This is a genomic window from Vibrio sp. B1FLJ16 (genome assembly GCF_905175385.1).
In the GTDB taxonomy this organism is placed as follows: Bacteria; Pseudomonadota; Gammaproteobacteria; order Enterobacterales; family Vibrionaceae; genus Vibrio.
Genome location: NZ_HG992750.1, coordinates 326606 through 351966 on the forward strand (window position 1 = coordinate 326606; position 25361 = coordinate 351966).

Sequence of the window (25361 nt, forward strand, 5' to 3'; positions counted from 1 at the left end):
CCGACGTTAACTTTTACCTGAGCCTAACAAAAGACCACATTTCAGCTTTCATTTACCTCATAGCAGGTATTTTGGCCACGTTCCTGATATCAATAATTTAGACGATATGGACGCAAATGTAAGCTTCTCTGCATATATAACCGCGATATGCTTCGATAAGTCTGATTATTTGCGTTATCGACACGGCAGCTAGTATTTACGTGATTAAGTTTAGGACATAGATCACAACTTTGCTTTTTCAAGTGAATTTACTGCTAATAACAGGTCTATTTCATCTTCAACAATTAGTTTGTGTGATCTCTATCTATACTCCTATGATCTGCGGTATTATATGTGGCTTTTAATTTTTGCCACGTTAGAGCGGAAACGACATCACAGAACGCTCATACCGACTGATTTATTGGAGAATACTTTGCAATTTAAAGATCTCGGCCTAGACAACCGATTGTTGAAGAACCTAAAACACTACGATTTCAAAAAAGCGACTGACATTCAGAAGCAGGCAATTCCTGTTGCGATTGCAGGCAAGGATCTATTAGCGTCTTCGAAAACGGGTTCAGGCAAGACTTTGGCGTTTGTATTGCCAATGCTTCACAAGTCACTTAAGACCAAGTCGTTTTCAGCAAAAGACCCGCGTGCTGTGATTCTGGCACCTACGCGTGAGCTGGCTAAACAGGTGTATGGTGAACTTCGCTCAATGCTGGCCGGTCTTTCTTACGAGGCTGCTCTGATTCTCGGTGGTGAGAACTTCAACGACCAGGTAAAAGCACTGCGTCGTTACCCAAAATTTATTGTAGCTACGCCTGGGCGTTTAGCTGACCACCTGGAGCACCGTTCTCTGTACCTTGATGGTTTGGAAACGTTAATCCTTGATGAAGCAGACCGAATGTTGGACCTTGGTTTTGCGCCAGAACTACGTCGTATTCACAACGCGGCTAAACACCGTCGCCGCCAGACACTGATGTTCTCGGCAACGTTGGATCATGCTGAGGTTAATTCGATTGCCTCTGAGATGCTGAATGCACCAAAACGTATTGCGATTGGTGTTTCTAACGAAGAACACAAAGACATCACTCAAAAATTCTACTTGTGTGATCATCTAGATCATAAAGAAGCGATTCTTGACCGCGTACTCGCGGAAGCAGAATACCGTCAGGTGATCATCTTTACTGCAACCCGTGATGATACAGAGCGCCTGACAGCAAAACTCAACGAGAAAAAGCTAAAGGCTGTCGCACTGAGCGGTAACTTAAACCAGACTCAACGAAATACCATTATGAGTCAGTTTGAGCGCGCGGTGTTTAAGATTCTTGTTACCACGGATGTCGCTTCACGTGGCTTGGATATCGCAACAGTTACGCACGTTATTAACTTTGATATGCCAAAGCATACAGAAGAATATGTACACCGAGTAGGTCGTACAGGACGTGCTGGTAACAAAGGTGATGCAGTATCTCTTGTTGGTCCGAAAGACTGGGATAGCTTTAAACGTGTTGAGGCATACTTACAGCAAGACCTAGCGTTTTCAGTCTTTGAAGATCTGAAAGGCAAATTTAAAGGTATCAAGCCACGTAAACCAGATTTCCGCAACAATAAGAAGGTTGTTGCTAAGAAAGCGCGTCCTCAGAAGAAAGTTGCTAAGAAGCCAGTTAATCGCGATAAGAGCTTCTACAAAAACGTATCTGTGGGCGATGATGTCTTCATCCCTAAGAAGAAACCTGTGGCGCCAAGCTCAGAAGATTAATTTCGTCATCATTACCAATGAAAAAGCTCCGCAATTGCGGAGCTTTTCTTTTTATAGCATTACAAGAGTTTCCTAGATACGGAACTGCTTCAGTTCTTGCTGTTGTGTTTCTGCTAAGCCTGAAAGCTCTTGAGCGGCCGCCGCAGATTGAGTGATACCAGTAACGTTCTGGCTCACTAACTGGTAAATATTAGAAAGGTTGTTATTGATATCCGTAGTCACCTGTTTCTGTTCTTCCGAAGCAGTAGCGACTTGTGCATTGATTGCATTCAGGTTGGAAATCGCCTGATTGATGTTGTTGAGTGATTGACTCACTTCCTCAGCCATCGCCTGGTTACTCGTCAACATGTCTAAGCTCGAATGCATGCTTTCGTTTGCAGAGCCTGATTGTTGTTGAAGCTCTTCAATGATGGTTTGAATCTCTTTGGTAGACTCCTGAGTTCTTGCGGCCAGCATACGCACCTCATCAGCGACGACTGCAAAACCGCGTCCGCTTTCACCTGCGCGTGCAGCTTCTATCGCGGCGTTTAAGGCCAGTAAGTTGGTTTGCTCTGAGATTCCTTGAATGACTTCAATAACTCGCCCAATTTGTTCTGACTGTTCCTTCAGCGAAGTAACTACAATAGCGGCTTCGTTAAGTTGCTCTGCCATTTTATTGCCTGCTCGAGTGCTCTCTTCAAACATCTTCAGGCTACTTTCTGTAAGCTGGCGAGCTTCAGCAGATGCGCTATCTGCCATTTGTGCATTGTTGGAAACTTCTGCTGCCGTAGACTCCATCTGGTTGATTGCAGAAGCGACTTGTTCTACTTCTTGCTTTTCTTGATCGGAATTGACACTGCTTTGCGTCATTACTGTAGCGAGTTCTGTTGAAGCGGATGCCACATCTTCACTAATGCGTACTAAAGAACCTACTGTATGGCGAAGCTGCTCTATGGTCTGGTTCACATCATTAGCGAGTTGAGATACTTCGTTTTTGCCCATTTCTTCTGCCTTCACTGACAGGTTACCTTTAGCCACTTCGCGCATAGTGCTCTGTAGGTTACGGATAGGTTCAACAATGTAATTTGCCAGCACCCAGCTGATGAATGAAGCTACGAGTAAAATTAGGGCGATCGAAATAGCAATGTTCCTCAAGGTGCTGGAATGCTCCTCACCGTTTGCCTTTACATCGTTTATTACCGTTTGATTTAGCTTATCGGACAGATTATCGATCGCGGTAATCATCTCTTCACCGGCAACACGATAGTCTGCCATCGCAGCATCAAATTTTTGGTTAAATGTGGAAGTCGTGTATTCGGCTGCGTGCTTTTGATTAAGCAGAGGGGTCATAGTAGTGCGTGTGAAATCAACGTAGTGGTTCATTGCTTTACGCATTGCTTCTACTTCGGCTTCTACGCCGGATAGATCATTAATGGAATCTAAGAATGCACGGTTTTCAGTCTGTCGCTGGGATAATTCGCTATTTAGTGACTGGATATCTTCTGCGCGAAACAGACTGTAGATGGCTTTGATGCGCATTGCATAAGTGTTATCGACAATGGCACTGAGTTCGTCTTTATGTACGATTAGACTGTGGGTTGATTCTGAAACTTTGTTAAATGCCTGATTTAGCTTACTTATTCCGAGGCTTAATCCAATGGTGATTAAAACGACGGTAAACAATACGGGTAAAAAAATCTGTAACTTAACAGATAGCGTACTAAAAAATTGACGCATAATAGACCTCAAAAATTAATGATTAATTATAGATATATTTTTAGCCATAAATTTAAATGGTTCTGTCTTGTAAATCAAATGGTTAGGCATGGTTATTTATACCCAAAAGTTACAAAAGGTATTTGATTGTTATTTCATTGCTTAAGTTGTGAGCAAGATGCGATAGGTTGGGTAAAAATAAATCGAAAACATTGTGTTAACGGATTAATTTCTATAGACAGATTAGATACGTGTCATAGAGGCTTCAATTAAGTGAAACACAACTGTCACATTCGAGTTCTAAAGTGAGCACCGTTCAAGTGAAACACAACGGCAATAATGCCACTTAAAGGAAATTGTGATGAAAAAGACAGTTATCGGTGCAATCGCACTTCTAGGCGCAATGGCAGTGACTCCTGTTTCTGCTAAAGAAACTATCTCTGCAGTGGGCTCTAGCAGCGTAACTCCACTGATGGAAGTTTTCTCTGAAACATATATGAAGACAAACCCAAATGTATTTATTGAAGTACAAGGTCCTGGCTCTTCTGCTGGTGTTAAAGCAGCGAAAAACGGCTCTGCTGACCTAGGTATGTCTTCTCGTAATCTGAAGGATTCAGAAAAAGAACCAACTCTTATTGAAGAAGTGGTTGCGCGTGACGGTATCGCAGTTGTTGTTAACCCACAAAATAAACTAAAAGGCTTAACCGCTGAACAAGTTACTGCAATTTACAAAGGCGAAGTATCAAACTGGAAAGACGTTGGTGGTGAAGACAAGCCAATCGTAGCAATCACTCGTGATACCGCTTCTGGTACTCGTGGCGCATTTGAAGACATTATGTCTCTGAAAATGAAAATTTCTGGTAAGAAAGTTTCTGCTATCTCTCAACGTGCTCAAGTTGCTAACGGTAACGGCGCACTAAAAACTATGGTTGCTTCTAACCCATACGCAATCGGCTACATCTCTCTTGGCACGGTAGACAACACAGTTCACGCGCTTGCAATTGACAGTGTTGATGCAACCGTTGCTAACGTTAAGAACGGCTCTTACAAAGTTGCTCGTCCATTCCTTGTTCTTTACAAAGAGGGCAAGCCATCTGCTGAAACGAAAAAATTCCTAGACTGGATGCTAACTGCAGATGCACAAAATCTGGTTGACCAAAACGGTTACATCTCAGTTCACTAATCCTATCGGGATTTTTAAATTTGCTCAGCCCGCTATTTAGGGCTGAGCCTTTTCATCATAGTGTTCACTGGCGAAAGCCCGGAACCGTGAGATTTTAATATGACCATCGCAACAAATAGTGAAAAGCTTATGAATACTGACGCCAAAGCTATCAGCAAGCCAGGCCTACGCGAGAAACGCCGCGTTGACTGGAAAGAGCGCATCTTCCACGGCTTGTTCCTGACCAGTGCCGTTATCGGCATTGTATCGTTAGCAGTAATTGCTTACTTCATCGTTAAAGAGAGTATTCCTGCGTTTCAGGAAGCTGGGGTTTCAGGAATTGTACTAGGCCAAAACTGGCTCCCGCCAGCGCTTTACGGCGTTGCAACTATGATCGTGGCTTCTGTAGTTTCTACAGCAGGCGCAGTTATGGTTGGTGTACCTGTTGGTGTCCTGACTGCAATCTTTATCGCTGAAATCGCGCCAAAGCGTTTAGCGGATGTAATTCGTCCCGCGGTTGAACTGCTAGCTGGTATCCCTTCGGTGGTATACGGCTTCTTTGGTCTGGTAATCATCGTCCCTTTGATTCAAGACATCTTTAACGTACCAGCAGGTAATACCATCCTAGCGGGTATCATCGTACTGGGTGTCATGATTCTGCCGACCGTGATTACGGTATCAGAAACCTCTATCCGCGCTGTACCTCGTACGTACAAAGAAGGTTCGCTGGCACTGGGCGCTTCAAAAATCTATACAATCTTCAAACTGCTCGTTCCTGCGGCTCGTTCAGGCATTATGACTGGTGTCATTCTTGGCATCGGTCGTGCTCTGGGTGAAACAATGGCAATCATCATGGTGATGGGTAACGCACCAGCGATGCCGGAAGGCATTCTAGATTCAGCACGTACGCTGACTGCGAACATCGCGATTGAAATGTCTTACGCAAGTGGTGTTCACGCGAATGCTCTTTACGCTACTGGTGTAGTACTGCTGGTCTTCATCATGTCGTTGAATGCTGTACTTCTTTACCTAAACCGAGAAAAAGCGAAGTAATCGCTCGTTAAAGGTGACTATTATGGATCGCGCAAAATTAAAACAAGCCCGCCAGTTCAAAGATAACGTCTTTAACGTTTTGGTTTGGATTTCGGCTGGATTAACGGTAGGGTTCTTGTTCTGGATTATCTGGTACATCCTATCAAACGGTCTACAGCACGTAGACTGGAACTTCATCACTGATAACTACACGCGTACCGGCGATGAGCACGGTATCTTCCCAATGATTGTGTCAACCATTTACATGGTTATCGCATCCATCGCAGTTGCAGCGCCGTTGGGGATTATGACGGCAATTTACCTGACTGAATACGCAAAAGTGGGCAGCCGTTTGGTGAAAGTAATTCGATTCTGTACCGAATCTCTGGCAGGTATCCCGTCGATCATCTTCGGTCTGTTTGGTATGACTTTCTTCGTGGCTATCCTTGGTCTTGGTTTCTCGATTCTGTCGGGGGCGCTGACACTGAGTATTCTGATCCTGCCGGTTATCATCCGTACAACGGAAGAGGCTTTGATGGCAGTACCACAAACGTACCGTGAAGGCTCATATGGTCTTGGCGCTTCAAAAATTTACACTATCTGGCGTTTGATTCTTCCGAGCGCAATGCCAGGTATCTTAACCTCGGTCATTCTTAGTATTGGTCGTGTCATTGGTGAGTCTGCTCCGGTATTCCTGACAGCAGGCATGGTAGCGCGTATCCCTGATTCTCTGCTCGATTCAGGTCGTACTCTAACCGTTCACCTTTACAAACTGACTACCGAACTGTTCACCGTTGAGGAATGGAATCAGGCTTACGGTACCGCAACAGTGCTTATTGTCGTTGTTCTTTTGATCAACATGGTGACTAAACTGATTGCAAGACGTTTTAACACCGCAACTTACTAACAACACAAATTAAGAACGCACGTTAAAAGACACGAATTCAAGAATTAAGAGATTAAGAACATGAACAAATTTGATATTAAAAACCTAGACCTGTTTTACGGTGACAATCAAGCACTGAAATCAATCAACCTGCCTATTCCAGTTCGTCAGGTAACGGCTCTTATCGGTCCGTCAGGTTGTGGTAAATCAACGTTGTTACGTTGCCTGAACCGTATGAACGACCTTATTGAAGGGGTGACGATCAAGGGCAAACTGACGATGGATGGTGAAGACATCTACGGCAACATCGATGTCGCAGACCTTCGTATTAAAGTTGGTATGGTATTCCAAAAGCCAAACCCATTCCCAATGAGCATTTATGAGAACGTTGCTTACGGCTTACGTGCTCAGGGCGTCAAAGACAAAAAGACAATTGATGAAGTGGTGGAGCGATCACTGCGCGGCGCAGCACTTTGGGATGAAGTGAAAGATCGTCTGAAATCGCATGCTTTTGGTCTTTCTGGTGGTCAGCAACAGCGTCTTTGTATTGCGCGTACAATCGCGATGGAACCAGACGTTATCCTGATGGATGAACCAACTTCGGCACTAGACCCGATTGCAACGCACAAAATTGAAGAACTGATGGAAGAGCTGAAGAAGAACTACACCATCGTTATCGTTACTCACTCAATGCAGCAAGCGCGTCGTATCTCTGACCGCACTGCGTTCTTCCTGATGGGAGAGTTGGTTGAGCACAATGATACTCAGGTGATCTTCAGCAGCCCGCAAGACGATCGTACTCAAGGCTACGTTAACGGTGACTTCGGTTAATCAACAACATTTACTGGCATAAATACATAACTATAAGCGATGGTAACTTTGCCCCTCTATATGAGGGGCTTTTTTTGCTTATAGCTTTTCAAGCTGGTGGCTTGCGTGAGCTGGTTTTACCTTTGTCAGATTACTGACATTCGCTAACAGGGAATCGGAACTCCAAGGCTGCTGCTTTGCACTGAAACGTGCATGGTTCATTACTTCAAGATCGCATTTAACCGCTTTCACCGCATCTGGACTTAATGAGCTGCGGTTGGCATACAGGTATTCGCTAACGACTCTTTCAATTTTTGCCGGATCCCCCTGCTTTATTGTTGCTTTAAGGCTTTCAATGCTATGCGGATTTTCAGTTAAGTCATTACGGTCTTTGTGCACAGCAGGACGTTTTTTCCAGATCACCACCGTGATTAGGGATGTCATCACCCACAACCCTGCAAAGGCAAATGTGAGGTACTGCCATATCTCATCAACACCAGTTTGATCCGATGCGTTTGCACTGACTGCCGGCGCTTGAGACAGTGAAGTTTCAGGCAGTGTTATTATACCCATATCACTTTGCTCAACATCCAGCGTGATGCCATCGAGAGCTGTTGATTTCGCTTCGTCCCGACTACTGTTCCACCAGTTAAGCTTAAAGCCTGGTAAAGTAAACGAGCCGGATTCGGTAGGTATGATAACTTGCTTGACGGTCATGACGATCATACCGTCTTTCGTTGTTTCAAAGCTTGGTTGCTCAGGATATACGCGCAGTGAGCTAGGATACTCGATGGCAATTCTGGGTAAGAATTCTGCTTGGGTTCCCCTAGCTTTGATCTGAATCGTGCGAGTGAGCGATGAGCCTTGTTTTACCTTATTTGCGCTATCAGACGATAATTTCTGTCCTTTGTCGTCTTGCCAGCTTTGTGTCATTTCTAAAGCCGATGCTGGTAACCATTTGCCGCGAAATTCGGCCGGAATGGTTTTCACTGTAATTGGCATCTGTTCAACTTTAGTGCTGATTGGCATGATCTTGGTTGACCCGGTCAGGCTATCACCATAAATATAAGATCCCGTAAGTTGCGGGCCGTTTAGGGTGTAAGATCCGGCTTGCTCTGCGGTTAGACGAAAAGACTGTTCTACAACCGTTACTTCAAGGCCATCCATAACTCGCTGACCTTGCTGCATTTCACCAACGGGATCGAGTTTCATACCTTCAATCGTAGGAGGAAGGATTCTGGGGTTGTCCAGACGTCGTGTGTCCGCCTTAATGATGAGCTGCATCCTCAGATTCGCGGACTGCTTCGGGTAGAAGGTATGATTGTCAACGCTCATTGAGAAGTTGAAAAGATCATCGAGATCAGGCTCGGCTTGGTTTGCATTTACACGAAGCTTTATGGGCTCGGTTTTCATTCCTTCAGCCGAAAAGCTTGGAATGGTTAGAATCCCTTCTTTCATCGGTGCAATGGCAATACTCCACTCGGTACGCAAAAACTTATGACCGTTTATGTAATTGCTGGATCGTCCGTAGCGCGGCTGTCCTAAGAAAAAGTCCTTTTCTAACACTTTAAAGTCAATGGCATCGGAGTCCAGTTCTGTATCTGCCATGATCCTCAGGTTAATCACTTCGTTTTTTACAGCCTGAGTTTTATTGACGCTTGCTTCGAGACTTTTAGCCATTACTGAGACGCTGGCTAACAGGCCGGTTACAAGAACAAAGACCAGTTTTACGACTTTTTTCATCACTGGCTTACCACTCCTTTCGAGATTGCTGCGGACGTTGTTTTTGTTTGGCTTGCAACTGCATTTGTGCGCGAATCAAATAACTTGGATCCCGGGCACTTTCCACGGCCTCCAAACGACGAAATTCAGGGTCATCACGATGCGATTGCTCTTGCTGTTCCTGAGCTTTTAACGCTTGGTGTTTTTGCTCATCAGATTCCCCGTCATCTTTCGTAGCAACATTAGGTTCTGTTTGATGGGGTTCTTTTTTATTTTCAGAATCTTGCTGGTTTTGTGATTCTTGCCCTTGCTCTTTCTTCTCGTCATTTTGAGACTGTTGCTGTTGCTGTTGCTGTTGCTGTTGCTGTTGCTGTTGCTGTTGCTGTTGCTGTTGCTGTTGCTGTTGCTGTTGCTGTTGCTGTTGCTGTTGCTGTTGCTGTTGCTTCAGTTTCTCCTCTACGGCTGAAAGGTTTTTCTTCGCGGCATCAAAATCTGGTCTTTCTTTGAGTACGTCTTTATACAGCTCTGCTGCTTCTTCGAGTTGGCCATTCTGTGCAAGAGCGTTGGCAAGGTTGTATCGCCCTTCAAATGATGGATTGTCTGAAAAGGCTTTAATTGCAGTTTCATAGTCTCCGGCCTGATAACTTGCTGCACCCTTCCAGTTAGGGTCACTAAACAGGCGTTGTGCTTGCTCAAAATCGCCTTGTTGATAAAGCTCTAACCCTTGTTGGTTTGCATTTAAGAATGGGTTCGCTTCAACGTGAGTTGTCCATGTCATTGGAGTGATTCCTGCGATTAATATCCAAACTGCGCCACGGCGAAACAGCAGAGCCGCAGGAAGTAGTAATAGTGGTAGTAACCAAAAACCACCGTTCATTCTCGTTCCAGTTTTCACTTCGTTGTTTTGTTTTGCAGCAAAGCTAGTGCCGGAATCATTAGTAAAGGCAGCCAGGGTTCCGACATCACGGTTATTGTATTGAATCGGTACAAATCGTCCGCCGGTTTCATGAGCTAACCTTTGCAAGTTTTTAAGGTGCGTTTTAGCAATCACAGTCGTACCTTGCTGAGTCTTAAGCAGGGAGCCATCTGGCAATGCTATCGGTGCGCCATTTGTTGTGCCGATTGCGAGCACTGAAACTCGAAACTGTTTACCTTTTAATAACTTGAGAGAATGATTCAGTTCAGAGTCGTCAAGATCATCTGCCAACAGAATAATATCGCCCTGATTGGTGCCTGCCTGAGAAAACTGATTTAATGCCAACTCAATTGCCGAGGGCAGGTTTGAACCCTGAAAAGGCATCAACTCAGGAGTTAGGTTTTCTATTATGCCCGCTAACGTACTGGAGTCTGTGGTGAGAGGACTTAGGCTGTAAGCATCACCAGCGTAAGCGATAAGACCCGTTGCACCTTCTTTCCAGTCAGGCAATAGGTCGAGCGCTTTGTAGCGTGTCTGTGCCAGTCGGTTTGGCTTAATATCGGTGGCGTACATTGAGCGCGACATATCGAGTAACAGTATACGGTTTTTACTCAGCTCAAAGCTTGGACGTTCATTGGATTGCCAGCTTGGTCCTGCCAGTGCAATACAGGCAATTGCCCATGCGATACCCCAAACCGTAAAGTAGTGTTTGGATTGCACCGAATGCCCTAGTATTTTCGCCAGATGAGGTGCAATCAGTGCAGATTTCTTTGCGGTAAACTTTTTATTTAAAGCGAGACCGATTGGTGTCGCGATAAGCCCAATGAGCCAATATGGATTGAGGAAAACAAACTCAGCCATGTTTTCTCCTTAGGAAGAACAACAATACAGAAAGTAATAGAGCACCACTCAATGGATAGGGAAACCATTCGGATTGAGGACGCCAGGTCTTAGTATCACTGGATACGGGTTCTAACTGGTTAATGGTGTCGTAGATGTTTTTAAGTTGCTCTGCATCTCTGGCGCGGAAATATTGCCCTCCGGTTAACTCGGCAATCTGGCTCAAGGTTCTTTCGTCAAGATCCGCAGCAGTATTGACTTTTCTCGTGATAAAAAACTCTTTCACCATCATTTCGCCAGCGCCGACACCGACGGTATAAATGGTTGCGTGATATTTTTTTGCAATTTCTGCTGCTTCAATCGGGTCAAGAACGCCAGCGGTGTTACTACCGTCACTCAGTAAAATCATGACACGCTGAGGAGCGTTGCTATCGATAAAGGTTTTGGTGCCTAAGCCAATACCATCGCCCATTGCGGTTCGTTGACCAACCAGGCCAATAACGGTCTGATTGATTTGCTGTATAACGGTCTTCCTGTCTGCTGTTAGCGGTGTTTGTAAATAGGCGTGGTCGCCAAATAGTACAACACCTAAGCGATCACCTTTGCGCTGCTCTACAAAGTCGGAGAGGACTCTTTTCACGGCGGTGAGTCGGTCGGTATAGTCACCGTCTACGTTCATGTCTTCTTGCTGCATTGAACCTGAGAGGTCAACCACCAACATTAGGTCACGGTATTTAGGCTGAAATTCAACAGGTTCGCCGAACCAAACTGGACGTGCACAAGCGATAACCAGCAAAGTCCAGATACCAATGGACAGTGTCTTTTGAACTAACTGTCTAGGTTTACGATGGTGAGTATTCTCAGGTAGGTAGGCCAGCTTAATCTCTGCTTGCTGGCTTTCCTGTGGCATCAGTTTATAAACAAGCAGTGGTACGGGCAGCAAAAACAGTGCCCACCACCAGACAAACTCGATACTCCACCACTGGTTTAAGTCTGTCATGATTGTTGCCTCAGTCACGAGTATTGGCCTTTTTCTTTGGTGGCAAAGCGTGACTAACCCAGAAAACACAATCATCAATGAGATCCTGATGTTGTTCCTGTGGTGACTTCTGATACAGAGTCGCTTGCCACTGTTGCTGTTTATCTGCGAATCGGGTTTCGTTCGTGTGGCTGTCAAGAAACTCGTACCATGCGGAACCAGTCAGCGGAGCGATCTCTGTACGAGGAAAGTAACTTAAAGCCGCCTGACGTAAAATTTCCATAGCGGAAGAGGGCGTATGCGGAGGAACCGAATGAGTGAGTAATTTTAAAGCAGTTTTTTTTTGCACGTAAGCGCTTAGTACGCCATTTAAAAAAAAGGGCTAAGCCCAAAACGGCAATAATAATACCGGCTAAAAATGCCCACCATCCCCAGGCTAGCGGGAACCAGTCGGGCTGATTAGGTAAAATTAAAGGTTCAAGATTTAGACTTTGGTTTTCTGTTGTCATTGTGATTACTGCTTAATTATTACAGCTTGCTAGCTTAATTGTTGAATTAACGGAGAGCCACTTGAGAGGCTGTTAAATGGAATCGCCATCGAATGACATAGATTTTTGATAGATGTCTGGTGATTTGTAAAGTGAGATTCCAGTTCTTTCCTTTGTCCTTTTGAGCCGAAATTGAACCACTGGCTACGATAGCCATCAGACGCTTTGACTTGTCCCCGGAAGTCGGTCTCCCCTTGTTCCAATGGGTCATGAAACTGGACTGCTCTTACGTTGTTATGTTGCTTGAGGCGACGCAAATGGGATAACTCTTTTTCGCTTGTTTGGGAAAATCGCTGAGTAATACCAGCTCACTTCCTTTTGGTGTCAGCGTATTTAGAGTTTCAAACACCTCGGAATAGGACATTGAGCGAATGTTGTTGTTTTCAAAACGGGATAATTGCTTGTTATGTGCGCTGATTATCGCATTGAGAATACGAAGTCCCTGCTTTTGCAATGATGAAGGCCTGAACTCTAAACATTGATTACCATCATCGATGACAGCGCCGATACGGTCTTTCTTGGCTAGAGTAAGCCAGATTAACACACTGGCAAAATGAGCAAGCTGCACAGACTTGAGAACATACCGCGAACCAAAGTGGAGACTGGAACTGAGATCGATATACAAAATCACAGCCTGCTCTTTATCTTCGGCAAACAGTTTAGTGTGTGCTTTCCCAGTGCGGGCGGTGACTCGCCAGTCAATACTACGAATATCATCTCCGGCCTGGTATTGGCGCACTTCCATAAAGTCCATACCACGTCCTTTTTGTCGGCTGGTATGGTTACCACTCATCTGTGACCAGATGCTTTGCGCAGGCGGTAACCAATGCACCGACTGAGTCCGGTAATGCAGCAGTTCTTCGAGGGTTAACGTCACCCCATTTGCATGAGGTGGCAATGAATGGGTTACAGACATATCACGAACCTGTTCTATGCGCTTCCAACAAGGTTAAGCAACTTGTCGATGACCTGATTTGCGGTAATGCCTTCAGCTTGTGCGTGATAACTTAATAACAAGCGATGACGCAGAACAGGGTATGCCATCGCTTGTACGTCTTCCGGGGAAACAAAATCACGCCCTTTTAACCATGCATGAGCGCGGGCACATCGGTCTAAGGCAATAGTTGCGCGAGGGCTTACACCCATTGCCAGCCATTTATCTAGCTCATTGTCGTACTCACTCGCCTGGCGTGTAGCCATAACAAGGCGAACTATGTACTGTTCGATCGTTTCCGCCATATGAATATCGAGCACTTCCTGTCGGGCTGTAAAAATATCTTGCTGGCTGATGCTTGGTCGTTCAGGGATTTCTTGTCCTTTTGCCTCGCCTCGATTGATGCGCAAAATCGCTAACTCATGCTCGGCGTCCGGGTAGTTTACTTCTAAGTGCAGTAAGAATCGGTCTAACTGGGCTTCTGGGAGTGGATAAGTACCTTCTTGCTCAATAGGATTCTGAGTTGCCATCACTAAGAATAAATCAGGTAATGGGTAGGTATGGCGTCCTGCAGTTACCTGTTTTTCAGCCATGGCTTCAAGCATCGCTGCTTGTACCTTAGCAGGTGCACGGTTTATTTCATCGGCGAGAATAAGCGAGTTGAAAATAGGACCAGCCTGAAACGTAAACTCGCCGGTTTCTGGTCGGAAAATATCGGTGCCGGTTAAATCGGCAGGCAATAAATCCGGCGTAAATTGTATGCGGTGGAAATCGCCTTCCACACAGTCTGACAATGATTTGACGGCACGGGTTTTTGCAAGCCCTGGAGGGCCTTCTACCAAAATATGCCCGTCAGCTAGCAGGGCAATCAACAATTGCTTGACCAGATCCTGCTGGCCAATAATTTGAGACTCTAGGTATTGCTGAAGAGTTTCGAAGTTAGATTTATGCATGTTGCGGACTCTCGGTATCCATTTGATTTTGCTTTTGGTTGCCAGTATTGGTCAATCGCATACAGGAAAAAGTTCCGGTATAAGGTTGAAATTTATCTTTTCAATATTGGGTCGTAGAAACGGATTACAACCCGGCATTTAAGATGAATCGACTTAGGTGTGCTAAGTGTCGTTTTCTTTTACCGAATGAGGAGTGATACCCCCCTGAAATACCATTGCCGTAAGGAAGTTGAATATGGCTGGTGAAAACGAATCGACCGTTCATGAGAGTAAGTGACTGATTAACCGTAATCGTAAAGGCTGATGTAGATTCAAGCCCCGGACTTGGCTAAAATAGACAGAGTTAAGAGATCCATAATTATGATTAGGTAAGTATTATGAATGACTTCGAACAAGAGCTAGAGCAAATTTCGCAGGAAGTAGCTCAAGAGGAAGAAGTAAAACTCCCTTCCATTGAAGAACAAAAAGCGATTGTAGCAGAACTGAAAAAACTAGAAGCAGAAGGTAAGCTTACTCCGGAGGTTTTAGAGCAGCACTTCGGTAAGTTTAATCAGAAGAACGCAACTCCAATTCATTGATAAAAGGGAGTATTTACTCCCTTTATTTATATTTATTACATACGGTAAAAGTAAAAATAGGATTCATATCAACAATTTAACGCCAGTATTAGTTATTTTCATACTTGACAATAGTAGCGCTCTAACCAACTCTATTAGGCAGTGTAATTAAAACGTAAAGGAATACTAGCGGGATGGTCCAACATAATATAAGGGATATCATTTTAATTACTGAGGGAAGTTTGCAATCCTCTCTTTTGAAGGAAGTATTGGAAACGAAACTTAGTATCAACGTTACCCTGATAACTCCAGAAAATCTTGCTTGTCAAAACATCAAAGAACAATCCATTTCCGCTATTATATTAGATTTCAGTATCGTTACTGAAGATACCTTAACGCGTTATAGGGAATTTAAAGAGTCTCAACTTAAGGCGACTCGAGAAATCCTAATCAATTGTGATAAGTCTATTTCGTCGGATGACCTTTTTATCTGGCGAACACTCGCTGGTATATTTTATACCTCCGATGATATACAAACTTTACAGAGTGGTATCGACAAGATTCTCCGCGGAGAAATGTGGTTCAGCCGTAAGTTTTCTCAGCAGTACATCAATCATTTACGACAGAATAGCAAACCGGTAAGCAACAACGTCCCAACGATTCTGACAAAAAGAGAGCAGCAGATCATTACTTTCCTTTCGATGGGGGCGTCAAACCAGCAAATCGCTGAACAGCTGTTTGTTAGTGAGAATACTGTCAAAACTCACTTACATAATATTTTTAAGAAGATTGATGTTAAAAATAGAGTTCAAGCGCTTATCTGGGCTAAGGAAAATATTTCAGAATATTCAATGCCCATATAAACTTTAATATTATCTCTTTCCTAATTTAGTTATTTCTTATGTTTTTGTATATTGATTTTCTAAATTAGTTGCTTCTTATGTTTTGTTTGAGTGGTTTTCTAAATTAGTAGATTCTTATATTTTGGACTGTTGATTTACTCAGTAGTCAATTATTGGATTTATTCAAGTAAATGTAATGAAAAAGTGTTTCTTTTATGAGAAACACTTTTTTTGTTTTGATTTTTAATTATTTTGGGTTTTTAATATCAGAAAAATAACTTTACTCTATTTCACCTGATCTAATGATTAACTACTAATTCGTAATTATTGAGCCCGTGAAAGTATGAGAATTATTATGGACCCGCATATGGAAAAGCCTGAAGTTGTAATGCTTACTAAACAAAGCTTACAGAGTGAAAATTTCAAGCAAATGCTTTCAAAAGATACGGAAATAAACATCACGATTCTAGACTCAAAGGACCCGAACGGTCACTGCGGGATACCGGACAATTATTTCTTGTTGGTAGATTTTTCTGTGGAGACACCGTCTGAAACTTTAGTTTATCTTAAGAATAGTAACAAAGTACTTGGAACTATCATGCTCAACCTAGGCCATGACCTTGATACTGAGGAACTGGCATCTTGGCCGGATGTTAAAGGCATATTTGGCCCTAAAGATCCTATGGATAAAGTGTGCAAGGGTTTAAGCGCAATTGTTAAAGGGGATAACTGGCTTCCGCGTCGATTACTTGAGCAATTGGTCACTTATTACAAAGTGAAAGAAAGGGCTCCTGTTACAGAACCTGTTATAGATATCGAGTTGACAAGACGAGAGATGCAAGTATTAAAAGTGTTGAAAGACGGTGGTTCGAACATGGAAATTGCCGACTCACTCTTTATCAGTGAGCACACTATTAAATCTCATCTTTATAATATCTTTAGAAAACTGGAAGTGAAAAACCGGAATCAAGCAACGAGTTGGGCTAAAAGGAACTTATAGTATTAAAAACGACCTGATGATATTTGCTTAGAATTTGTAATGATAGAGTACTTAGTTTTTGTTTAACTAAATTAGTATTAGATATAAATATCAATCCTTATTCAAACTTACGCAAATTCACTTGCCTATTAGACTTCCATTGTCTGTTAATCACTTAATCAGGCAATCAACAAAAGGTTTTATCTATTATATGGCCAATAACAAGGGAGTTTAAAATGAGCGCAAGTGACAAAACGGTTGAAACAACTTATCTAAGTGCACAAGACAACCTATTTGCTAACTTCGAAGGAACGGATGACGTAATTGTCGGTTTAGCTGGTAACGACACTATCATCGGTGGTGGTGGTGATGACCTCATCATTGGTGGTGCCGGAGATGATCGTTTGGTTGGTGGTGCTGGCGATGACGTGCTTAGAGCTGGTACAGGAAATGATTACCTTGGCGGAGGTAGTGGCGACGACATCCTTTTGGGACTGCTCGGCGATAACAAATTAAATGGCGGTGTTGGTAATGACACTCTCATTGTCGGCAGTGGCGATAACGTTCTAGTTGGTGGCAGTGGCAGCGATAAATTTATCTTTACTGATAAATTTGGTGAAGGCCATGGTGAAGCGAAAGTCGTCGACTTTACGATTGGCGAAGATTCACTATATATCTCTAGCAGTTCAGTGAGCGACTTCAGTGATCTGGAATTTAGCTATGATGCTGCAGGTAACGCAGTGTTTACTGATGGTGCAGACTTAACAGTGAAGCTTATCGGCATCACTGAGGCAGATATCAACACTTACGGCGCTGATTTATTTGTTATCTAATAAGTGACGCAGAGTGCTAGAACTACTAGCACTCTGTATTTTCGATATAAACGGAAGTTATTGTGCCGGAAAATGTTTTGAGAGACGTTAGTCAAAAGCTCTATACGCTTTTGTGTCTGCTAATAGGATTTAGTCTGTTCATTAACCTGTTAGTTTTGTCTATCCCCTTGTATATGTTGCAAGTATACAACCGGGTGATCTCTTCTTACTCTACAGATACTCTTTTGCTTCTCACTATCATCGTGATTGCAGCCCTATTCACTATGTCGATCATTGACATTGCTCGTGCTCAAATGAGTAAATCTTTTGGTTATTGGATGGATGCAAAACTCTCGGCATTCATGCTTAAACGCAGTATCCAGTACCACTCCCGATCTGGCAGAAGTTACACATCACAAGTACTCAGAGATATACAAAATATAAAAGGCTTTTTGAGTAGCCAGGCTCCGTACCCTATCCTCGATGCGCCGTGGACACCTCTCTTTATATTTTTCGTATATTTATTACATCCTCTGCTTGGACATATCGCTCTCTTTGGTTCGGTCATACTGTTTAGCTTGGGTTTGCTTAACGAGCTAATGACCCGAAAAACATTGCAAGAGTCTGAGGTTCGAACTAGCTCCCACATTAATAGTGCTGAGCTGGCCACGCAAAATGCAAACTCAATTCTCGCTATGGGAATGATGAATGCTTTTTTAGAAAAGTGGCAATCCCGCGTTACTGACATGAGTTTGCTGGAAGAAAAAGTGGCAGGTAAATCCATCTATATGGCCAACTTTTCTAAATTTGTCCGCGGGGCATTACAGATAGCTTTGTTGGGCGGTGGAGCCTGGTTGGTTATTCAGCATGAAATTACCGCAGGGGCAATGATCGCTAGTTCAATTCTGATGAGCAGAGCTCTGTCACCTATGGAGCAAGCGATAGGGACGTGGCGCAGTGCTATGTCTGCAAGAGGTGCCTTTAAGCGTTTAAAAGAGATCGACTCTGTCGTACGCCAGGATGAATCCGACATGCCATTACCTAGACCTAAAGGACATTATGAGCTGGCAGGTTTAGCTTACCGCTATCCGGGCGCTTCCGAACCAGTCATTTCATCGATTACGTTCTCAGTGCCCTCCGGGGTTGCTCTTGGGCTCATAGGGCCTTCTGGTACAGGTAAGTCGACGTTAGCAAGCCTGTTACTTGGCAACTTAAAACCAACTGTCGGCAAAGTTAAACTCGATGGTATGGAAATCTCTACCTGGGCTTCCGAGGACAGAGGTGAGCATTTTGGTTACCTGGCCCAAGAGGTAGAGCTGTTCCCCGGGACCATTCGCGAGAACATTGCCCGATTCAAAGAGGAAGACCCTACTAAGGTGATCAAGGCAGCTCAGCTTGCGGGATGTCATGATCTGATTCTCAAAAAGAACAAAGGTTATGATTTTGTCATTGGTGATAACGGGCGCGGACTGTCGGGGGGAGAGCGTCAAAGAATAGCCTTAGCTAGAGCCGTTTATGGTGACCCGTCTATCGTAGTCTTCGATGAAGGTAATGCGAATCTCGATGGTGAAGGAGAAATGGCTTATCAAAGCCTTATTGCACATCTGAAAACACAAGGCGTAACTATTATTGTTATTGCCCACAATCCGAGCACACTCAGGCAGATGGACAGGTTACTCTACTTGGCTGATGGACAGGTGAAGCTTTATGGCGCGAGAGATGAAGTGCTGAGACGTTTAATGGGTAAAGACAAAACCGATATACCGAGAGTGAAAAATGAGCAATCAACTGCCAACCGTCGATGACTTTCCATATCAAACCGTGTATCGATTTAGCCCTAAAGCAAGCCTGAGTTTTCGAAAGCCGATGCTGCTCGGGATTATAGCGTTAAGTATCTTTATCGGAGGCCTTGGTTACTGGGCTGCTACTGCAAAACTGGAAAGTGCGGCAATAGCATATGGTGACTTATCTGTGTTGAGTAAGCGGCAAGCTATTCAGCATCTTGAAGGTGGGATCATCGAGAAGCTATATGTGCAAGAAGGTGACTTAGTTGAGAAAGGACAGCCACTTATTCAGCTCTTTAAACGGCAAGCTATGGCTAAGCTGGATTCAGTCAGTGGCCAGTTTATTCATACGTTAGCCAAAGAGAGCCGTCTGGTTGCAGAGCTCGATGAGCTGCCTTCTATTGTCTGGTCAAATGATCTTATTGAAGTGCCTCGTGTTGATATCGTTCAAGAAGCGCAGTTAGTACAGGGTAAAATTTTTGAAGCCAGAAAACGGTTCTTCGATAGCAAGCTGATGATCATCGAGCAAAGTATCTCGGGTGCAAGGCTAGAGTTAGAAAACCTGGGGCAGACTAAAGTCATCGAAAGAGAAAGGTTGGAATTTATTGAAGAAGAAATAGCCAGCAACCAGGCTCTGGTGCAAAAAGGCTACTCTGGGAAATCTACCTTGCTTCAACTGAAGCGTCTTGCTGCCGAGGTTAGGAGTACACTGAGCCAGTTGGATAGACAATCTCTGACGGTAAGCAAAAGGCTAGAAGAAAATCAGGCAAAAGTTGAAGAATTGAAACTGGAAAGGCTCAATGAGGTTGTTGCAGAGTTGAGGAACACAAAGAAGGAGATTGTGTCTATCAGAGAAGAATACCGTTCTGCTCAGGATGTCGTGTCTAGAACTTCTATCAATGCCCCTATCTCGGGCCGGGTGGTTAATATGCAAGTATTTACCGAAAAAGGCGTGATCGGTTCAGGAGAAACCTTGCTAGAGCTTGTACCGCAAAAGGATAAATTGCTGGTGGAAGCGAGGGTTAACCCTCAGGATATCGATCTAGTCAGTGCAGGGCAGCAGGCACATATTCGATTAACAGCACTCAACGCTCGTACGTTAGCACCATTAGATGGCACTGTTCTCACTATATCAGCAGATAAACTCTCACAACAAAACCAGGAAGACTATTATCTTGCCAGAATTGAAATCTCTCAAGAAGATGTCGCCAAGTATCATCTGACCTCAGGAATGAATGCCGAAGTTCTGATTCTGTCAGAGCCCAGAACACCTTTGAGTTATCTCGTTAAACCTTTGACTGAAAGTATGAATCGAGCTTTCAGAGAAGAATAATCTGGAGGGGGTTCTTCCCCTCCATTTCCTTTACACTTTCCGTTCATACTTTGTTTGCCACTTTCATAATTACTTTCTACATCCGTTCTGATCTCATTTAGGGATATATTTCGCTAATTTAAAGTGAGTTAGCACGGACAACCAGTAAGATAATTTGCTATGGTTGCGTCCTCCGCTAGTCAAAGCAAAATAATCTAATCAGAAAGGGAGCTGGGTAATGGAGAAAGTACAGTTGGTCGTCGATTTTCTGCTCGCCCATAAAATGCTATTTACCGCGTTAATACTCATTGCTGCGTGGCTGGCACGCCGGTCCATACTGGCTATGATCCGTGGTGATCACACGCTGCTGTCCGAAAAACAGCGTAGTTGGATGTCGAGAACAAAAAACGGAACCTTTACCATAACTCTGTTGATTCTGTTTATTCTCTGGCAATCTGAAATCAGTGAGTTTGCGTTAAGTGTTACTGCAATTGCAGTCGCTATTGTCGTCGCTTCGAAAGAGATTATTCTCTGTTTTACAGGCTCTATTCAGCGTGCCAGTTCACGATCTTTTCGGGTGGGTGACTGGATTGAAGTGGGTAAATTGTGTGGTGAAGTGATTGACCACAACATGATGGCAACGGTTATACAGGAAATCGATCTTCATCATGGTCAGTATCATTTCACAGGCAAAACCGCGACGCTACCGAACAGCATGTTTTTTACTTACCCGGTAAAGAACCTCAATTTTATGAAGCGTTACGTCTACCACAATTTTTCTGTCGTAGTCGGTGACTTCGTAAACTTGTATCCTTTGGTAACGCCGTTAACTGAGAAGATTGAGGAGCACTGCAGCTACTTTAGTGATGTTGCCCATCGCTACAATGCCATGATTGAAAAGCATGCGGGTGTCGATCTGCCGGGTGCAGAACCACATATTCACATTTCGAGTACACCGACAGGCGAGCAAAATGTTCACGTCATGATTTTCTGTCCAACCGATAAAGCAAATCACCTGGAGCATCTGATTCGCAAAGATTTTATGGATCTTTATGAGCAACGCTTTCCACGTGACGCAGAATAGTATGAATTAACTGATAACCCGTACACTAAAAATGAAAACCCGCATTGCAGCGGGTTTTGTTTATCTAGTTGAATTTACTCTTTAGCATCAGGAACAAGAAGTAAGTACTGCCAAGTATCGCTACCAGAGTGCCGGCGGCAATCTGGCTCGGGTACATGGCGATCTGACCGAGCCAGTCGGCCCAAAGCATCAGAGTCGCACCTATTAAGCTGCCAACTAAAAGTTGCTCTTTTACTTTCCTTGCCCCTAACATCATTGCCATATGGGGAGCAACTAAACCTACGAAGGAGATCGGGCCTACGGTTGCGGTTGAAAATGCACACATCAAGGCGACAATAGTCAATAATACGGTGTTAGCCATAAAAGGGTTTAAACCTCTGGCATCAGAAAACGCACGCCCAATAGAAATCAGAGTCAGCCACCGGGATATAGCAAATACACCGGCGAGGAGGATCAATACTGAAGTAGCCAACATGACCGCATTGTGGGCAGTAACTCGATAAATAGATCCCGTTAGCCACAATAAAATCTTATAGCTCTCGCCTGTGCCTTGGGCCAAAGCAAATTGAACCAGAGCATCAAGCAGGGCAGAAAGCGCAATACCGGACAAGATGAAGTTAGAAGGGTTAAACTGACTTCGTTTACCAATAACAAGTAAGAGTACTAATACGGTTAAGCTGCCTGTAAATGCAACGCCCCAACCAAAGGAAGAGAGCAGCGAACTGGCAACAACTCCAGTGAAAATAATGGCGAATGTTGCACCCGAAGATACGCCTAGAATATCGGGACTCGCTAATGGGTTATAGACAATTCGCTGTAAAATGATTCCCGCTACGGAAAGGGCAACACCAACAGAGAGGGCCGTTATCATACGTGGCCATCGTAACTGCCATTGAAAATCACCAGGAAGTGAAATTTCGATTCCGCTAGCCCCGTGAGTTATCAGCGTATAAGTCAGTAAGCCGGCAATACCAATAAAGATGATTCCCCATACTGTGAGTTTTGAAAGCTGTTTTTTGCCCTGACTCATAGACAGGTTGAGCTGATCTGTCGCGGTAAGCTTTTTGCGTGTAAACCAAATTAATGCAGGCGCGCCAATTGCGGCTGCGGCAACACCACTAGGGATTGTTTCTTCGAGCCACAAGCTTAGGGATATAGCGACTGAATCTGTCACGACCATTAGCACTGAGCCAAGTAGTAAGCTGCTTAACAACTCATCTCGCGGTGTTCGAGCTCCCATTGCACGGGCAATATTAGGAGTAAGTAGACCGACAAAACTGATGATACCAACCGCAGTAATGGATGCGGAAACCAGCCAGATTCCCATCACCATAAGTATGCCGAATGCAGGTAGCACTGATAATCCTCTTGCTGCTGCACCGTCCTGTCCAAGCTTTAACAGCATCAGTATGCGCGGAGCAAAGATTAAAATTATCAGGGCGATAAACGAACGTGGCAGTAACCAGTTAAACCATTCCCAACTGTACTGTGATAAGTCACCGGCACCCCACATGAAGATGTTCTGCGCGAACTGTGCGTTTAGAATGATGATGGCTGTGGCGATTGAGCCAAGCAGAATGTTGATCACCATACCTGATACGACCAGGGGTAAACCGGTCATATTGCGGATGCCAGCGATAGAGATGATTAACCCGAACGCGATGATTGCGCCGGCCATTGCAGCTAAAGCAGAGTAATCAGAAACCCAGTCAACAAACCATAGATTAACCACAACTAAAGCAAGCCAGGCACCGGAAGAGGTACCCAAAGTAAGGGGAGAGGTCAGGTTGTTCTGCGTTAATTGCTGCATCAGACTGCCAGTAAGACCTAGTATTCCACCTACCAGTAGCGCAATGCACAGTCTGGGTAACTGAGACTGAATGAAGAAAATATCACGAAATTCACTGGCCAGTTGTTGTTGTGTTATTAGCTGCCATTGCTCGGGTATGGATAAACTCGTATCAAGTTGCAAACTAAAAACGCTGAGCAACAAAATCAGCGCGAGGTAACCGGTGTATTGCTTTATTCTCATTGCTCTGGTGCCAACTCAATTAAACTGTCTGTAATAGCTTCTGCCATGTATTGCAGAGACATCGCACCACCATAAGCCCAAACGGCTCTTACTGAATTAACTCGTTGTTTTTCAACAAAAGGCATCGCCTGCCATAATGGTGAATCTTTCAATTTATTTTCTTGTGGAAAAGGTTGAACATATAGGATATAGCTATTTTCAAGGTATTGAAGACGATTTATTCGATCTTGTTTTACTCCCCACGCGCGAGCAGATTCTTTGATTGGGCTTGTTAACCCTAGCTGTTCAACCACATAGGCAGTCGTTGAGTTTTCTGTTGCGAGAAACACCGAGTTAGGCGTAGAGAAACGCATCACCAGCACTTCCAGTGGATCGGTATAATGCTGGTGGATTCGCATGCGCATTTGTTCAAATGAATGGCTTAGAGCGGCTAATTTTTCTTCTGCGAAATCCTGCTTATTAAATAGCTTTCCGAGCGTACGAAAATGGCGAATAGCAGTTTCAGCCGCTTTCTCATTTTGTGAAAAGTTCGGCAAATAGATCACCGGCGCAATTTGCTTTAGCAGCGGGATTAAATCCTGTTGTGGAGAAGCAGCAATTATGATATCTGGATTCAAGCTGGCGATTTTCTCTAAGTTAGGCTCAGCACGTGTACCTATGTCTTCAATTGACTCAGCAGCATATGGATTTACTACCCACTGACGGTACCCTGCTAGGTTTGGTCCGGCGACGGGCTCTATCTCTAGGGCGAGCACCTGTTCGAGCACATCCCAGTTTAATGCGACCACTCGTTGAGGAACCTGCTCGAATGTCTGTGTGCCATAAGGATCTGTTATCGTAATTTGAGCGAGAGCTGGCGAGAGTGCTGCGCAAAAAACGAGTGTTGTACACGCTAAGTTTTTCAGAAGGCGATCAATTAAGCGCATACAACGGCAACCTTATGACTCGCCAAGGTACCTGCTGGAGCAGGGTGGTCAATCAATGTAATCGGAGATTCATAAAGAGCAGACAAACGGGCTTCATCGAGCAGCATGTCCGCATTACCCTCAAAAGCGATTTGGCCTTTCTTGAGTGCGACGATATGGGTCGCATAGCGGAGCGCTAAGTTGAGGTCGTGAAGAATAACTATGATTCCGACATTCTCAGTTTTATTGAGTTCAGCGAGCAGTGCCATCAGTTGAAATTGATGGTGCACGTCGAGTGCCGACGTTGGTTCATCTAAGATTAGAATTGGCGACTGCTGTGCAAGCAGCATAGAAACCCATGCACGCTGTCGCTCACCACCGGATAAATCATCAGCAAGAGACTGAGAAAACGGCGTAACACCAGTGCGCTCCATTGCTTGTTCGATGATCTGTTTATCTTCTGAATTCCAACGACCAAGAGCACCGCGCCACGGAAAGCGTCCGAGGCGTACTAGTTCCTGAACGGTTAGGCCTGCTGAAGAAGGAAGTTTTTGCGGTAGATAGGCGATTTGCTTTGCTAGCTCTTTGGTTTTTAGTGATGAGAGGGATTGGCCGTTAAGTTCAACAGTGCCTTTGTCTGGTGCCATTTGCCCTGAAAGCAAATTAACCAGAGTGGATTTCCCAGAGCCATTGTGACCAAGCACTACTGTTAGCTCATTGGTTGGGATATTGAGTTGATTGATACCGAGGATTTGACGTCCACCCCGAACAATCTGAATATTAGATAGTTGAAACATGGATAGGTCTCAAGAGAATACTCCCCTCATTGAAGA

20 protein-coding genes and 2 pseudogenes are annotated in these 25361 nt (G+C 44.3%); 12 read left to right on the forward strand and 10 right to left on the reverse strand.

The window, feature by feature from the left end; translation table 11 throughout:
• The first annotated feature begins 412 nt into the window (after positions 1–412).
• Positions 413–1744, forward strand: coding sequence for a DEAD/DEAH box helicase (locus KHN79_RS15580; protein WP_182010151.1), 1332 nt, complete (start codon positions 413–415; stop codon positions 1742–1744).
• A 72-nt stretch (positions 1745–1816) separates the two neighbouring features.
• Here the strand turns inward: KHN79_RS15580 and KHN79_RS15585 are convergent, their stop codons facing one another.
• Positions 1817–3460 (reverse strand): methyl-accepting chemotaxis protein, encoded by a 1644-nt coding sequence (locus KHN79_RS15585; protein WP_182010150.1) that lies wholly within the window; start codon positions 3458–3460, stop codon positions 1817–1819.
• A 340-nt stretch (positions 3461–3800) separates the two neighbouring features.
• On the opposite strand from KHN79_RS15585, the gene KHN79_RS15590 reads away from it, so the two are divergent.
• The 4 genes from KHN79_RS15590 (at position 3801) to pstB (ending at position 7350) form a co-directional block, all read left to right on the forward strand.
• Positions 3801–4622 carry a phosphate ABC transporter substrate-binding protein gene (locus KHN79_RS15590; protein ID WP_182010149.1) on the forward strand — a complete coding sequence of 274 codons (822 nt, stop codon included), beginning with the start codon at positions 3801–3803 and terminating at the stop codon, positions 4620–4622.
• A 99-nt stretch (positions 4623–4721) separates the two neighbouring features.
• Entirely contained in the window at positions 4722–5654 is a 933-nt protein-coding gene (pstC, locus tag KHN79_RS15595; RefSeq protein WP_182010148.1) for a phosphate ABC transporter permease subunit PstC, read from the forward strand.
• Positions 5655–5676: 22 nt separating this feature from the next.
• Complete coding sequence (gene pstA / locus KHN79_RS15600) at positions 5677–6540, forward strand: phosphate ABC transporter permease PstA (protein ID WP_182010147.1); 864 nt, start codon at positions 5677–5679, stop codon at positions 6538–6540.
• Positions 6541–6600: 60 nt separating this feature from the next.
• On the forward strand, positions 6601–7350 hold the full coding sequence (pstB, locus tag KHN79_RS15605) for a phosphate ABC transporter ATP-binding protein PstB (RefSeq protein WP_182010146.1): 750 nt from the start codon (positions 6601–6603) through the stop codon (positions 7348–7350).
• 78 nt (positions 7351–7428) lie between these two features.
• On the opposite strand, the gene KHN79_RS15610 is transcribed toward pstB, so the two are convergent.
• From KHN79_RS15610 to KHN79_RS15635, 6 genes and pseudogenes are all read right to left on the reverse strand, one after another.
• Positions 7429–9075, reverse strand: a complete 1647-nt coding sequence (locus KHN79_RS15610) for a BatD family protein (protein WP_182010145.1) — start codon at positions 9073–9075, stop codon at positions 7429–7431.
• Between the two features lie 4 nt (positions 9076–9079).
• On the reverse strand, positions 9080–10828 hold the full coding sequence (locus tag KHN79_RS15615) for a VWA domain-containing protein (RefSeq protein WP_211907301.1): 1749 nt from the start codon (positions 10826–10828) through the stop codon (positions 9080–9082).
• Positions 10821–11825, reverse strand: a complete 1005-nt coding sequence (locus tag KHN79_RS15620) for a VWA domain-containing protein (RefSeq protein WP_182010756.1) — start codon at positions 11823–11825, stop codon at positions 10821–10823. Before KHN79_RS15620 ends, KHN79_RS15615 begins: the two co-directional genes overlap by 8 nt.
• Positions 11818–12295 (reverse strand): annotated as a pseudogene (locus KHN79_RS15625) (DUF4381 domain-containing protein). Before KHN79_RS15625 ends, KHN79_RS15620 begins: the two are co-directional and overlap by 8 nt.
• A 29-nt stretch (positions 12296–12324) precedes the next feature.
• A pseudogene (locus KHN79_RS15630) lies at positions 12325–13250 on the reverse strand (DUF58 domain-containing protein).
• Positions 13251–13264: 14 nt separating this feature from the next.
• On the reverse strand, positions 13265–14221 hold the full coding sequence (locus tag KHN79_RS15635; protein ID WP_182010755.1) for a MoxR family ATPase: 957 nt from the start codon (positions 14219–14221) through the stop codon (positions 13265–13267).
• A gap of 377 nt (positions 14222–14598) precedes the next feature.
• On the opposite strand from KHN79_RS15635, the gene KHN79_RS15640 reads away from it, so the two are divergent.
• The 7 genes from KHN79_RS15640 to KHN79_RS15670 all read left to right on the forward strand — a co-directional run bounded on the left by KHN79_RS15640 (position 14599) and on the right by KHN79_RS15670 (position 21591).
• A complete protein-coding gene (locus tag KHN79_RS15640) occupies positions 14599–14799 on the forward strand; it encodes a restriction endonuclease subunit S (protein ID WP_182010754.1) in 201 nt (66 codons plus the stop codon).
• 173 nt (positions 14800–14972) lie between these two features.
• Positions 14973–15641 (forward strand): LuxR C-terminal-related transcriptional regulator, encoded by a 669-nt coding sequence (locus tag KHN79_RS15645; protein ID WP_182010753.1) that lies wholly within the window; start codon positions 14973–14975, stop codon positions 15639–15641.
• Positions 15642–15963: 322 nt separating this feature from the next.
• Positions 15964–16620 carry a LuxR C-terminal-related transcriptional regulator gene (locus tag KHN79_RS15650; protein WP_182010752.1) on the forward strand — a complete coding sequence of 219 codons (657 nt, stop codon included), beginning with the start codon at positions 15964–15966 and terminating at the stop codon, positions 16618–16620.
• 215 nt (positions 16621–16835) lie between these two features.
• Positions 16836–17432 (forward strand): calcium-binding protein, encoded by a 597-nt coding sequence (locus tag KHN79_RS15655; protein ID WP_182010751.1) that lies wholly within the window; start codon positions 16836–16838, stop codon positions 17430–17432.
• 62 nt (positions 17433–17494) lie between these two features.
• A complete protein-coding gene (locus KHN79_RS15660) occupies positions 17495–19216 on the forward strand; it encodes a type I secretion system permease/ATPase (protein ID WP_182010750.1) in 1722 nt (573 codons plus the stop codon).
• A complete protein-coding gene (locus tag KHN79_RS15665; protein WP_182010749.1) occupies positions 19188–20528 on the forward strand; it encodes an HlyD family type I secretion periplasmic adaptor subunit in 1341 nt (446 codons plus the stop codon). The genes KHN79_RS15660 and KHN79_RS15665 overlap by 29 nt, the downstream gene beginning before the upstream one ends.
• A 217-nt stretch (positions 20529–20745) precedes the next feature.
• Complete coding sequence (locus KHN79_RS15670; RefSeq protein WP_182010748.1) at positions 20746–21591, forward strand: mechanosensitive ion channel family protein; 846 nt, start codon at positions 20746–20748, stop codon at positions 21589–21591.
• Positions 21592–21655: 64 nt separating this feature from the next.
• Here KHN79_RS15670 and fhuB read toward each other — a convergent pair whose 3' ends face one another.
• The 3 genes from fhuB to KHN79_RS15685 are packed head-to-tail and all read right to left on the reverse strand — an operon-like array spanning position 21656 to position 25325.
• Positions 21656–23623: a Fe(3+)-hydroxamate ABC transporter permease FhuB gene (gene fhuB, locus KHN79_RS15675; RefSeq protein ID WP_182010747.1), complete on the reverse strand. Its 1968-nt coding sequence runs from the start codon at positions 23621–23623 to the stop codon at positions 21656–21658.
• A complete protein-coding gene (locus KHN79_RS15680) occupies positions 23620–24549 on the reverse strand; it encodes an iron-siderophore ABC transporter substrate-binding protein (protein ID WP_182010746.1) in 930 nt (309 codons plus the stop codon). Before KHN79_RS15680 ends, fhuB begins: the two co-directional genes overlap by 4 nt.
• Positions 24540–25325 carry an ABC transporter ATP-binding protein gene (locus KHN79_RS15685; protein WP_182010745.1) on the reverse strand — a complete coding sequence of 262 codons (786 nt, stop codon included), beginning with the start codon at positions 25323–25325 and terminating at the stop codon, positions 24540–24542. The genes KHN79_RS15680 and KHN79_RS15685 overlap by 10 nt, the downstream gene beginning before the upstream one ends.
• Positions 25326–25361: the final 36 nt, after the last annotated feature.